Annotated in this window: 12 protein-coding genes and 2 tRNA genes; 6 read left to right on the plus strand and 8 right to left on the minus strand. The window is 64.9% G+C overall.

Annotated features, from left to right (window positions below):
• A partial coding sequence (locus VIG90_RS06195) for an efflux RND transporter permease subunit (protein WP_331592610.1) occupies nt 1-231 on the plus strand: 231 nt, incomplete at its 5' end.
• Nucleotides 232-458: 227 nt separating this feature from the next.
• Nucleotides 459-532: transfer RNA gene (locus VIG90_RS06200), tRNA-Gly, on the plus strand.
• A 616-nt stretch (nt 533-1,148) separates the two neighbouring features.
• On the opposite strand, the gene VIG90_RS06205 is transcribed toward VIG90_RS06200, so the two are convergent.
• The 4 genes from VIG90_RS06205 to VIG90_RS06220 form a co-directional block, all read right to left on the minus strand.
• Nucleotides 1,149-2,015: a THxN family PEP-CTERM protein gene (locus VIG90_RS06205; RefSeq protein ID WP_331592611.1), complete on the minus strand. Its 867-nt coding sequence runs from the start codon at nt 2,013-2,015 to the stop codon at nt 1,149-1,151.
• A gap of 180 nt (nt 2,016-2,195) precedes the next feature.
• Nucleotides 2,196-2,753 carry a hypothetical protein gene (locus VIG90_RS06210; RefSeq protein ID WP_331592612.1) on the minus strand — a complete coding sequence of 186 codons (558 nt, stop codon included), beginning with the start codon at nt 2,751-2,753 and terminating at the stop codon, nt 2,196-2,198.
• 7 nt (nt 2,754-2,760) lie between these two features.
• Complete coding sequence (locus tag VIG90_RS06215) at nt 2,761-3,288, minus strand: hypothetical protein (protein ID WP_331592613.1); 528 nt, start codon at nt 3,286-3,288, stop codon at nt 2,761-2,763.
• A 234-nt stretch (nt 3,289-3,522) separates the two neighbouring features.
• A tRNA-Tyr gene (locus VIG90_RS06220) sits at nt 3,523-3,608 on the minus strand.
• A gap of 87 nt (nt 3,609-3,695) precedes the next feature.
• On the opposite strand from VIG90_RS06220, the gene rlmB reads away from it, so the two are divergent.
• Together rlmB and VIG90_RS06230 are read left to right on the plus strand one after the other, a co-directional pair.
• On the plus strand, nt 3,696-4,523 hold the full coding sequence (gene rlmB / locus VIG90_RS06225; protein ID WP_331592614.1) for a 23S rRNA (guanosine(2251)-2'-O)-methyltransferase RlmB: 828 nt from the start codon (nt 3,696-3,698) through the stop codon (nt 4,521-4,523).
• A gap of 137 nt (nt 4,524-4,660) precedes the next feature.
• Nucleotides 4,661-5,035, plus strand: a complete 375-nt coding sequence (locus VIG90_RS06230; protein WP_331592615.1) for a putative quinol monooxygenase — start codon at nt 4,661-4,663, stop codon at nt 5,033-5,035.
• 262 nt (nt 5,036-5,297) lie between these two features.
• Here the strand turns inward: VIG90_RS06230 and VIG90_RS06235 are convergent, their stop codons facing one another.
• From VIG90_RS06235 to ubiA, 4 genes are all read right to left on the minus strand, one after another.
• Nucleotides 5,298-5,450: a hypothetical protein gene (locus tag VIG90_RS06235; RefSeq protein WP_331592616.1), complete on the minus strand. Its 153-nt coding sequence runs from the start codon at nt 5,448-5,450 to the stop codon at nt 5,298-5,300.
• 78 nt (nt 5,451-5,528) lie between these two features.
• The gene (locus tag VIG90_RS06240; protein WP_331592618.1) at nt 5,529-6,380 is read right to left on the minus strand and encodes a 3'(2'),5'-bisphosphate nucleotidase CysQ; all 852 of its coding nucleotides are present in this window, start codon (nt 6,378-6,380) and stop codon (nt 5,529-5,531) included.
• Between the two features lie 22 nt (nt 6,381-6,402).
• Nucleotides 6,403-7,749, minus strand: a complete 1,347-nt coding sequence (locus VIG90_RS06245; RefSeq protein WP_331592619.1) for a TldD/PmbA family protein — start codon at nt 7,747-7,749, stop codon at nt 6,403-6,405.
• Nucleotides 7,750-7,867: 118 nt separating this feature from the next.
• A complete protein-coding gene (ubiA, locus tag VIG90_RS06250) occupies nt 7,868-8,806 on the minus strand; it encodes a 4-hydroxybenzoate octaprenyltransferase (protein WP_331592620.1) in 939 nt (312 codons plus the stop codon).
• 102 nt (nt 8,807-8,908) lie between these two features.
• Here ubiA and VIG90_RS06255 point away from each other — a divergent pair, with 102 nt between their 5' ends.
• Together VIG90_RS06255 and VIG90_RS06260 are read left to right on the plus strand one after the other, a co-directional pair.
• A complete protein-coding gene (locus VIG90_RS06255; RefSeq protein ID WP_331592621.1) occupies nt 8,909-9,640 on the plus strand; it encodes a 16S rRNA (uracil(1498)-N(3))-methyltransferase in 732 nt (243 codons plus the stop codon).
• 185 nt (nt 9,641-9,825) lie between these two features.
• Nucleotides 9,826-11,196 carry a glutamate--cysteine ligase gene (locus tag VIG90_RS06260; RefSeq protein WP_331592622.1) on the plus strand — a complete coding sequence of 457 codons (1,371 nt, stop codon included), beginning with the start codon at nt 9,826-9,828 and terminating at the stop codon, nt 11,194-11,196.
• The last annotated feature ends 369 nt before the right edge of the window (nt 11,197-11,565 follow it).

Below are 11,565 nucleotides of genomic sequence, written 5' to 3' on the forward strand. Positions count from 1 at the left end.
GGCGTGCTGCCGCTGCTGTTCGCCTCGGGCGCGGGCGCGGTCAGCCGCTTCTCGCTCGGCCTCGTCATCGCCAGCGGCATGACCATCGGCACGCTGTTCACCCTGTTCATCGTACCGGTGGTGTACAGCTTCCTGGCGGGCGACCACCGGCCGAAGCAGGCCGCAGGCAGCAAGGCTCCATCGGGCTCCGCCGCTCTGCCCCAGCCGGCACCGGCTCCGGTTGCCGAATAGGCGATTACACCCTGTCAGGGCACTCTTGAGGGCCGCGTCCGCATATGCCGGGCGCGGCCTTTTCTCTTGCCGCCAGAGGAGCAAATGCCCCGCTCTGGCCGGGCCTGTTGCACTTGGCAGCCGCGGCAATGCGCTCACTCCTTCATCAAGGTGGGGATAATGATCCAGAACAGCGTTTTCCGCTTGACCGCCCAACCCCTCTGAACCTAAGCATTCCCTGTACTCGCGCGGGCGTAGCTCAATGGTAGAGCCCCAGCCTTCCAAGCTGGTTGTGCGGGTTCGATTCCCGTCGCCCGCTCCAGTTTCCCGTGCAATCCTTCCTTCAGGTAAATCCGACAGACGGGCCCAAACGCTCCGTGCAGAACGGGTCGTGTCAAGGCGTGCCGACACGCGTCAGCATCGTCGCGTGCGATATGGCACGGACGGGTCCCGAGAATTTCAGGTCCGGAACAGCAGAACCCGGCTGATCCTGGTTACCAGGGGCTGCGCCCTCGCCCGCCATAGCCATACAGACGATCGCTGCGGCGCGGCCAGGGGTGCCGCGGCGGGCGCTGGCGTGCAGCAGAGGCCCGCTTCTCAGGCGGGTTTTCGGTGCCGGGCTCATCCTCTTCCTCGCCGGGAAGCTCTATGGGCGGAGGGTCGGCATCCGGCGCATGGGGCGGCGGAGGAGGAGGCATCTCACCCGGCGGTGGCGGGGCATGGGGATGCTGCTGTGCTTCAGATTCGATCGTATCCATGACGGCCAGAACGCACGATGTGCAATTTTGAGCCGCAGCCAGGGCGCGTTACCTCGAACTATTCAAAATATATCGCCAGCGAACTGATTGATGCGACAGGCCGCTTCGAATTCTGTCGCGATCAAAAAGAAAGGGGGCCTTTAGCCCCCCTTCCCTCAGAAGACATCTGATCAGTGTTGATCAGGCCTTGCGGCGACGGCGGGTTGCAACGCCCACGCCCAGCAGGCCCGCACCCAGCAGCGCAATCGCGCCCGGCTCCGGCACCCGAGAGGTGACCACCACGCGGGTGGCCAGGTGGCTCAGGGTGTTTTCACCGGTCCACACGGTGGCGCTGTCTCCGAGGAAATCGGCGCGCAGGGTGGTGGAATTCTCCAGATCGAACACCAGCGAGAAGGTGTAGATCTCGAAGCCGATCTGCGCTTCGAACGAAGCGTTGACCAGCGAGATGTTGAACCAGTCCGGGCACGGCGTCACGCTGGTGTCGAAATCACCCGGGCAGGTGCCAGCCGGAACTTCGTTCGTGGTTTCCTGGAACTCGATCTGGAAATCACGGGTGATCGAGCCGAGCTCGGTGCCGCCGGGAACGTCCGGCGTAATGGAGATCGTCGCCTGCAGCGTGGTTGCGTCCAGCCACTTCTCGTACGAATACAGCTGCGATGCATGCTGCTTGAAGTTGCCGTGGAAAACGCTGGAACCGGCAGCACCGCCCAGATCGTTGGTCAGCGCGGTGTTCACGAGGAAGTTATCGACCGCCAGGAAGCTCTTGCCGTTGGCGGTTGCAGGCGTGCCCCAGCGCAGAATGTCGTAGTTCTTGCCCGCGCCGTTGGGGTCTACACCATTCGGCAGTGCATCGCGGACCACATTCGGCTGGGATGGAACGTAGGAGTTCGGACCGGCATCGTCGGACCAGCTGGTGTTCTTCCAGTCGCTGGCGACGGTAAAGGTCCAGGATTCGATCAGCGCAGCCTCGGCCGTCTGGACGGTCGCGGTCAGGCCGAGCGCAGCGGTTGCACCCAGTGCCAGCTTTTTCAAAGCAACATTCTGCATTTCAAATTTCCCTGCCAACGACGGCGCTTTGCCGTACAAACCCTAAGCGTTATATCGTTGGCGAAATATATGCAGAATGCGTGCCAGCTGGCGTTTTCTATTTTAATTCAAATAATTAAAATATTTACCATAAGCCACTAATGTTGAATTTGTATAGTTTTCCGACACTACGGCCAAGCTTCAGGAACAGCCTTCAATGTAGTCGAGTTCCGGCCGCAGACCCGCCCGGACCTGCGTTACCCGACCGCCGAAGGTTTCGAAAACCAGGCCGGAGTGCCCGCCTGGAGTATCGACCGTGAGATAGTGGCCGCCGTCGGCACCGGTGTACTTGTGCGGCGCAACGCTCAGCCGCGCGCCATAGGCCCGGTATGCAGACTGCTCCGTGGAGCCGATGCCAATGCCAGTGGCGCTGCGCACGCCAGGCACATGCTTGTTATGCGCGTGCAGATCAATTCGCCGGATCTGGTTATAGACCACCATATAGGCAACGCCGGGATCCTGCCCGTCAGCGCGCTGTGTGATCCAGCAGCCGGACGGCTCCTGAACCGAGCGCGGGCGAAGCCGTGCGCCCAGTGCGCGTTCCGCCTGTTCCACGGTCATGCCGACACGCACCGGCCCGAGGCCGTCCGCCACCAGTACGCGATCACCCGCACCCTCTGGCCGGGTGAGGCCACTAGCAGGCAGCAGAAGAAGCAGGACCAGCCACGGCGCAAGCCCGAGGCCGGTCCTCCCCTTCATGGCCCCGTCAACGGGTCGCCGTTGGGCGGCCCATGTTGTCGGTCCGGACATGCTCGTCATGACGGCCACGCAGGCCCAGGAGGCCAGCAAGGCCGATCAGGCCCAGCCAACCCAGATCCATGCCGCCGTCATCTTCGGGAACGGCAGTCGGAGTGGCTGTCTCGGTAGTGGTCGTGGTTCGGCCGGTTGTACGATCCGCCGTCTGGGTCGAGGTCATTCCGTCAACCGTCGTGCCCGTGGTCGAGGCCGTATCGCCCGGGTATGTGGAGGCTGCATTGGGGGTCGTGCCGGTTGCACCTGTCGTACCGGTTGCGCCCGTCGTGCCGGTCGAGCCCGTAGCGCCCATGGTGGTGCCGGTTGTCGTGGAATTGCCAGCACCCATGGTCCCGCCGGTTTCCGTTGTCGCGGAGGTCGGGCTGGTGCCCGTCGTGGTTGTCGTCGAACCGGTCGTGGTGTCTTGGGCCAGTGCGCCGCCGGACATGCCTGCCAGAAGCACCGCAGCAAGCGCGGTCGTGCCTAAATGCTTGAACACCATGTCATCTCTCCCGTTCGCATGGAGGATAACCCGGCCAATTCTTCAGCTGTCAGGCCGGGGAACCTGGAGAGCAAACGCGCCTTCCTGTTCGCCGTTCCGTCTTCGTTCTCGCGACGTCACAGTTCCGTGAGCAAAGACGTCCAAGCCAGACGCAGGCCCAGCCCTGACAAGGAAGATCGCGCTCCGTAGCGCTTCAATGTACTGATCTGGGGAGAGTTTCGCCAGGAAGGGCGGTGGTGGAGGAGGTTGGATTCGAACCAACGTAGACATAAGTCGGCAGATTTACAGTCTGCTGCCATTGACCGCTCGGCCACTCCTCCAACTCAACGACATGCCGCGGTTGGCGTGGGCGGCTAAATGGGCGATTTGGGCTTTCATGTCAACGCCTGAGACGCCAAATAATGCGCATGAGACAACAAAAAAGACATTCCCCCGAGCGGAGCGGCCAGAACGGGCGCTCCCAAGCCGCCGATCGGAGCCAGTCCGGCCGCCCGAACGCCGCTGCCCGCAACCAGAACCGCCCAGGTTTTGTGCGGCTTTACGGCCGTCACCCGGTCATGGCGGCCCTGGCGAATCCCGAACGCCGCCCGGTTCGCCTGTATGCGACCCGCGAAGCGCTGGCGGAGTTGCCGCACCAGCCCAAGTTCGAGATTCGGGTTCTGGATTCGCAGGAACTGAAGAAGCTCGTGCCGGAAGGTGCCCCGACGCAGGGACTGGTGCTGGAGACTCACCCCCTCGAGGGTCCGGCATTGTTCGATATCCTCCAGAATATCGACACGGCAGACAAGCGCCCGATTCTCGTGCTCGATCAGGTAACCGACCCGCACAACATCGGCGCGATTCTTCGCTCGGCTGCAGCATTCGACGCTCGTGCCGTGGTCACGCAGGACCGCCACGCCCCGCCCGAAACCGGCGCGCTGGCCAAGTCCGCCTCCGGCTGCCTTGAACTGGTGCCCTGGGTGCGGGTGGTGAACCTCGCCCGCGCGCTCGATGAGATTGCGGAAGCCGGGTACTGGCGCATCGGCATGGATGGTCGCGCCGATCGCTCCCTGAGCGCCGTGCTGGGCGATTGCCGCCCCTGCCTCGTGCTGGGAGCCGAAGGCGAAGGCATGCGCCCGAACGTGGTGGAGCATTGTGACGAGCTGGCCAAGCTGCCCATCAGTGGCCGTGTGGAGAGCCTCAACGTCTCCAATGCCGCGGCCATCGCCCTGTATGCTGCTGCCGCGCGATTCTAGAGGCATCTGAGAGGGGAAGACTGTGTGCAGGGGTTGGCGCCCCTGCACCATTCACCTCGCGCATGCCTTGTCATTTCAGCGAAAACGCATAGTCTCGCCGCATGACCTATGACCGGCGAACCGTTGTTGCAGGAGCCGTGGCGATTGCCGCTCTCGGCAGCCCCGCATTCTCCCAGCCCTCCACCCAGAAGAGCGGACAGCAGACCATGCACGGACTGATCGGCAAGATGAGGGCCCAGCCGGGCCAGCGTGAGGCCCTGGCGGCTATTCTGCTTGAAGGCGTCTCCGACATGCCCGGCTGCCTCAGCTACATCATCGCCAATGACCCGACGGACCCGGACCTGCTCTGGATCACTGAAGTGTGGGACAGCCCGGACAGCCACCGCGCCTCCCTGTCCCTCCCCTCCGTGCAGGCGGCCATCGCCAAGGGGCGGCCGCTCATCGCCGGCATGGAGAGCGTCGCCGCCACCCAACCTGTCGGCGGCCATGGGCTGACAGAAGTGACGGGCTGACGAACCGATATGGGCTGGACGTGCGGAGGGCGGAGCCTTCCAGACGAAGCACCCCGCCCTCCAGTGCGGACTATCCTCATTTCAGAGCCTGGGAATGCTGCCAAGCCTGCGAGCGGCTCTTGCGATCCGCCCGAGCGGGGCACGAAGCCTTGCCGCTTCCTGCCCCGCTTTGCCTTGCAGACATCCGGTTTCCCTGACTGCCATGCCCGGAGAGCCTTGAACTCTCCGGGCCCGGCCCTAGACTATGGCACAACCCATAGTCTTAAAGGGTCAGCCGGATCTTGATGGAGATTGCGATCCGGCGTACCATCAGGGCCAGAAGGATGAGGATGTCCATACCCTCTCTCTCCTTCTGGAAACAGCGGGAGTAATCCCGCCAATCGCCGGAGTGGCCCAACCGCTCCGGCGATTTCATTTTGACGCCAGACCGAACCAGTCTTCAACGAAAATACTGCAATTTCAAAGAATTAAACCAGACGCTGGGACCCCAGGGTCAGGGGATGGTTTTCTGCCCGGTGCGCACCTGCCATGAGGCGACGCCTGCCGCGACGCGGGCCAGCACCTGCGGGTAAAGCTCGGCACTGGCGGCCACCACAGCCGGATAGACCGGATCGGGCTGGTTGAAGCGCGGGTGCTCTCCCAGGTGATCCGTGCAGACGCCGCCCGCCTCCTGGAGCACCAGAAGGGCCGCAGCCAGATCCCATTCGCACTTGGGGCGCAGGGCAACGGCGGCATCGGCCTGTCCGGCCGCCACAAGGGCGATGCGCAGCGCGATGGAGTTGGGCTTGGCCAGTCGCATCGACGGCCACGGCGTCGGCCAGAAGTCGGCCAAGAACAGCGCCTTGTCCGCCAGCATCCGGCAGTTGGTCAGCTTGTCCGAGCCCGCCACGGCAATCTGCTCGCCGTTCAGGGTCGCGCCCTCATCCTTTGCCGCGCTGAAGAACTGGTTGCGCAAGGGGGCGTAGAGACAGGCCAGGATCGGTTTGCCCTCCTCCACCAGCGCGATGGAGACGGCAAAGCCGTCTTCCCGCGCCACGAACGCCTTGGTGCCGTCGATGGGGTCCACCACCCACACCCGGCGGCAATCGAGCCGGGTGGGCGCATCCGCCGTTTCTTCCGACAGCCAGCCGTAGTGGGGCCGTGCGCCGCGCAGCCGCTCCTTGATGAGAGTATCGACCGCAAGGTCCGCCTCGCTCACCGGATTGCCGGGGGACTTATCCCAGGTCTCGTAGCTCTTGTAGAAGTACCGCCGCGCCAGCTCTCCCGCCTCTCTTGCCACCGTCCTGATCAACTGGAAGTCCTGAACCAGGTCGGCGTCGGTTTGGAGAGGGGAGAGGGTTGGCACGCTGTGAACTTTCTTTTGAGGCTTAGTTCCCGGCCACGGTCATGCGCGGGAGGAGCACCGTGGGCGCATCAATGCCGTAACGCAGCTCGAGGTCGCTCGCCGGCACGAGGCTGGCGAACATGTCCTTGAGGTTGCTGGCGATGGTGATTTCGGAGACAGGCGTCGTGATCTCGCCATTCTCGATGAGGAAGCCCGCAGCGCCCCGGCTGTAATCGCCGGTGATGCCGTTGACGCCCATGCCGATCAGCTCGACCACGTAGATGCCGCGCTTGATGTCGCGCAGCATGTCCTCGCGGGACACCGTGCCCGGCATCAGCATGAGATTGCCCACACTCGTGCCCGGCGGGCCGGAGATGCCGCGGGAGGCATGGCCGGTCGGGCGCTCGCCAAGCTGGCGGGCGGAGGCCGATTCCATCAGCCACGTGGTCAGCACGCCGTCAGAGACGATGTCGAGCTCGCGGGTCGGCAGACCCTCACCATCCATCGGACGGGAGCGCAGGCCGCGCTGGCGCAGCGGCTCCTCGCGGATGGTGATGCCGGGCGCAAACACCTGCTTGCCGCGCGCATCCAGGAGGAAGCTCGACTTGCGGGCGATGGAGGAGCCGGTGATCGCACCGATGAGGTGGCCGATGAGGCCGGAGGCGATGCGGGGATCGAACACCACCGGCATGGTCTCGGACGCCAGCTTGATCGGATTGACGCGGCGCACGGTGCGCTCGCCCGCGCGGCGGCCGACGTCCTCCGCCGCCATCAGGTCGGAGCGGTGACGGGCCGAGGCATAGTCGTAATCCCGCTCCATGCCGTCCTTGCCCTCGGCGATGACGGTGGCCGAGACGCCATGGGAGGTGGTGCGGTAGCCGTGGGCAACGCCGTGGGACGTGGCGATGGCGATCACCACCTCGCCCGCGCTGGCCGACGCGCCCTCGCTGTTGGTCACGCCCGGCACGCTGCGGGCCGCTTCCTCGGCGGCCAGCGCATCCATCTTCAGGAGATCGGCATCAACCGTGGTGGCGTCGTAGAGGTCGAGGTCGGGCACGTCGCCCTTCAGCAGCAGCTCTTCCGGAGCGAGGCCCGCATAGGGGTCGCTCGGCGCCGCCTTGGCCATGGCCACCACCCGCTCGACCAGCGCATCGAAGCCCTGCGTCGACAGGTCGGAGGTGGACACGCTCGCCACCTGATTGCCCGCGAACACCCGCAGGCCGATCTCCGCCCCTTCGGATCGGCTCACGTCCTCAAGTTCACCCAGACGCACCTGGGCCGAGACCGAGGCATCCTCCACGTAAATGGCGTCGGCAGCGGTCGCCCCGGCCTGTTTGGCACGGTCGATCAGCAGAGTGAGGCGCTCAAGCGCGGCATCTATCGTCAGCATGGCGCAGTCCGTTACTTGATCAACGAGTTAACGTCAAAGGCTGGTCTGAAGTCCGCCCCCGTTTCCATAAGCTGCCCGGTCCCTTAAGCTAACGCATGGGGCGGCCGAAGGGGCCTGCCTAGAAGGCAAACAGGCAGGCGCCCCAGACGAGCAGCCCGCAATCCCGGTTGGAGCGGAACAGCATGAGGCAGCGCGGGGAATCGGACGGCACCAGCATCCATACCTGCCACACCAGATGCAGCAGCGCCGGCGCCAGCAGCCACAGATTCCTGGCGCCTGCCATGTAGAAACAGGCCAGCAGCAGCACGGAGGTCAGCACGTAGAACGCGGAAATGCCGAAGCGGGCGTTGCCGCCCAGCCGCCGCGCTGAGGAGCGCACGCCGACCAGCGCATCGTCCTCCATGTCCTGAAAGGCGTAGATGGTGTCATACCCCAGCGTCCAGAACACGCCTGCCGCGTACATCAGCAGCGCGGGCCATGCCGGCCAGTCTCCGGTCACGGCGGACCAGCCCACCAGCGCGCCCCAGTTGAAGGTGAGACCCAGCCACGCCTGCGGCCACCAGGTGATTCGCTTCATGAACGGGTAGCCCGCCACCAGCACGATGGAGCCGAGCGCCACCACTTGCGCGACCGGGTTCAGCATGAGCAGGACGGCCAGCCCCACCATGCACTGCATCAGGAGCCACACCCACGCTTGCCCGAGCGAGACGTGGCCGCCCGGCAGCGGGCGGTTGCGGGTGCGCTCCACCTTGGCGTCGATGTCGCGGTCCACGATGTCGTTGTAGGTGCAGCCCGCCCCGCGCATGGCGATGGAGCCGAGCGCGAACAGGATCAGCAGCGTCAGGTCAGGAAAGCCCTCCCCCTTCACGTTGGACGCCAGCGAGGCCGCCCACCAGCACGGCAGCAGCAGCAGCCACGTGCCGATGGGCCGATCCAGCCGGGAGAGGCGCAGGTACGGCTGCCAGCCGCGCGGCATTCTCTCGACCCAGCTGCCGCGCACGGCGTCTGGGGTCAGCTGCGGCTGCTCGGGAGAAAATGAACCGGACGGCTGGTGCATGGCGTAACCCTCGTGCTAACGATTGGGCCTCTCCATCCGTCCCAGAGCCCTTCCCTGTCAAGCAAGACGGCCCATTTCGGGCCAATCTGGTGATTGCCGACCATGTCCAAGCCTCTTGTTCGCCTTCATGTCTCCCAGCCGCTCAGCATGGGCGCAACCATCACGCTGCCGCGCGAGTCCAGCCATTACCTCATCGAGGTGATGCGGATGCAGGCGGGCGACGCCATTGCGGTGTTCGATGGCGCGAACGGCGAGTGGGAGGCAATGATCGACGATCCCCACCGCAAGCAGGCCAGGCTGACTGCGCAACGCCAGCTGCGCCCGCAGGAGACGGTGCCGGACCTGTGGCTGCTGTTCGCCCCCATCAAGCACGGGCGCATCGACTTCATCGTCGAGAAGGCGTGCGAGCTGGGCGTGGCGCACGTGAAGCCGGTCATCACCCAGCGCACCATCGTCAACCGCGTGCCGGTGGACCGGCTCAATGCCAACATGGTGGAAGCCGCCGAACAGTGCGGCCGCACCGCCCTACCCAGCCTCGCCGAGCCGGTTCAGCTGGACAAGCTGCTGGCGAACTGGCCGCAAGACCGCACGCTGCTGTTCTGCGACGAGACCGGCGGCACACCCATTCTGGAGGCATTGCAGGAGAAGCCGCGCGGCACGCCGGCGGCCATTCTCATCGGCCCCGAAGGGGGCTTCACGGATACCGAGCGCGAGATGATCCGGGCCATACCGACTGCTCTCCCGCTGTCGCTGGGGCCGCGCATCCTCCGGGCGGACACGGCGGCGGTTGCGGCCATCAGCCTGTGGCAGGCAACGCAGGGGGACTGGGCCTGAGGCGACCTGTTTTCCAAGACTCTGCCATGATGCGCCGGCCTTTACGACGCGGCCAAACGGGCAACATCAGCAGCATGTAAAAGAGGCCACCGGGGCATTCAGCACGACAATGCGTTCTCAAGTGGCGAACAAACCTCTCTTTTCCATGCCTTGTGGATGCAATGAAAGTTGAGTAGGCCTCCGCCATGAGCACACGAGTCTCCAGCACGGATGATGAACGGACTCTCGAGTCCAGGGCGGCCCTTGCCGAATATCTCGCAACGGGATCCAAACCAGAGGAAAGCTGGCGGCTCGGCACCGAACACGAAAAGTTCGCCTATACGCTCGATACCCTGACGCCGCCGAGCTACGACGCACCGGGCGGCATCCGCGATATTCTCGCAGGTCTTGCCGCGTTCGGCTGGGAGCCGATCATCGAGGGCGGCAACGTCATTGCCCTCAAGAAGGGCGATGCCTCCGTCAGCCTCGAGCCGGGCGGGCAGCTCGAACTCTCCGGCGCGCCGCTGGAGACCGTCCACGGCACCGCCGACGAACTGGACAGCCACCTGCGCGAATGCCTCGCCGTCGGCGAGACGCTGGGCGTCGGCTTCCTCGGTCACGGCTTCACGCCCAACCGCCGCCGCGACGAGATGCCGGTGATGCCCAAGGGGCGCTACGGCATCATGATGAACCACATGCCCAAGGTGGGCGGCCTCGGACTGGACATGATGTTCCGCACCTGCACCGTGCAGGTGAACCTGGACTTCTCCTCCGAGGCGGACATGGTGAAGAAGTTCCGCGTGTCGCTGGCGCTGCAGCCGGTGGCGACGGCCCTGTTCGCCAACTCGCCGTTCACCGAGGGCAAACCCAACGGCTTCCTCTCCTACCGCAGCCACATCTGGACCGACACCGACCCGAACCGCACCGGCATGCTGCCGTTCGTGTTCGAGGACGGCTTCGGCTTCGAGCGCTACGCCGAGTACATGCTCGACGTGCCGATGTACTTCGTCTTCCGGGACGGCAAGTACATCGATGCGGCAGGCCAGAGCTTCCGTGATTTCATGGACGGCCGTCTGCCCGCCCTGCCGGGCGAGCGCCCCTCGCTGGCGGACTGGAAGGACCACCTCTCCACCGCCTTCCCGGAAGTGCGCCTGAAGACCTTCCTCGAGATGCGCGGCGCGGACTGCGGCCCGGCACAGCGCATTGTCGGCCTGCCCGCCCTGTGGGTCGGCCTGCTGTACGACAGGAGCGCTTTGGACGCCGCCTGGGATCTGGTCAAGGACTGGACCAACGAGGAACACGAGCAGCTGCGCCGCGACGTGCCGCGCCTTGGCCTCAAGACCCCGTTCCGGGGCGGCACGCTGCAGGAAATCGCAAAGCAGGCCGTCGCCATTGCCGATGCTGGCCTCAAGGCGCGCAACCGCCTGAATGCTGCCGGCCAGACCGAGCAGGTTCACCTGAACGAACTGCACGAGATCGCCAAGACCGGCGTCACCCCGGCCGAACGCCTGCTGACTGCCTACCACGGGCCATGGCACGGCGACGTGACCCGCATCTTCCGCGAAGAGAGCTACTGATTGGGGTTTATCATGCGGGGGGCTCAACCCCCGCGCCCCCATTCGTTTTTCGGGACGTGCGCGGCATGTTCTGCGGTGCGACCTGGTCCTGTATCTCCTTCCTTTCGTTTCTTGCCTCTGCTTGGGGATTTGCCGGGGGTCGAGGGAGCTTTACGGTGACCGGGGAGTCAGGGGGTTTCCAGAGCGTGAGGCAGAGCAATTATATCAATTGTTGGGATGAGATGCCCGAGGCATGTCAGGCTGCCCGCGCGGGAGAGCGCAGGGCCGGAACGCTTTTGCACACTGAACGCTAGACGACCCTCGTCCCCCCGGCGGGGAACCCTTAAAACCCCTACCCTGACGGCTTGACCGGCCTTGTCACCACGTCCG

It is taken from the genome of Pedomonas sp., from assembly GCF_036515995.1.
Lineage (GTDB): Bacteria > Pseudomonadota > Alphaproteobacteria > Sphingomonadales > Sphingomonadaceae > Pedomonas.

Excerpts from the sequence above, each read along its gene's own strand:
- VIG90_RS06205 (WP_331592611.1), bottom strand. The coding sequence starts at position 2,015 with ATGCAGAATGTTGCTTTGAAAAAGCTGGCACTGGGTGCAACCGCTGCG.
- VIG90_RS06210 (WP_331592612.1), bottom strand. The coding sequence starts at position 2,753 with ATGAAGGGGAGGACCGGCCTCGGGCTTGCGCCGTGGCTGGTCCTGCTT.
- VIG90_RS06215 (WP_331592613.1), bottom strand. The coding sequence starts at position 3,288 with ATGGTGTTCAAGCATTTAGGCACGACCGCGCTTGCTGCGGTGCTTCTG.
- rlmB (WP_331592614.1), top strand. The coding sequence starts at position 3,696 with ATGAGACAACAAAAAAGACATTCCCCCGAGCGGAGCGGCCAGAACGGG.
- VIG90_RS06235 (WP_331592616.1), bottom strand. The coding sequence starts at position 5,450 with ATGAAATCGCCGGAGCGGTTGGGCCACTCCGGCGATTGGCGGGATTAC.
- VIG90_RS06245 (WP_331592619.1), bottom strand. The coding sequence starts at position 7,749 with ATGCTGACGATAGATGCCGCGCTTGAGCGCCTCACTCTGCTGATCGAC.
- ubiA (WP_331592620.1), bottom strand. The coding sequence starts at position 8,806 with ATGCACCAGCCGTCCGGTTCATTTTCTCCCGAGCAGCCGCAGCTGACC.
- VIG90_RS06255 (WP_331592621.1), top strand. The coding sequence starts at position 8,909 with ATGTCCAAGCCTCTTGTTCGCCTTCATGTCTCCCAGCCGCTCAGCATG.
- VIG90_RS06260 (WP_331592622.1), top strand. The coding sequence starts at position 9,826 with ATGAGCACACGAGTCTCCAGCACGGATGATGAACGGACTCTCGAGTCC.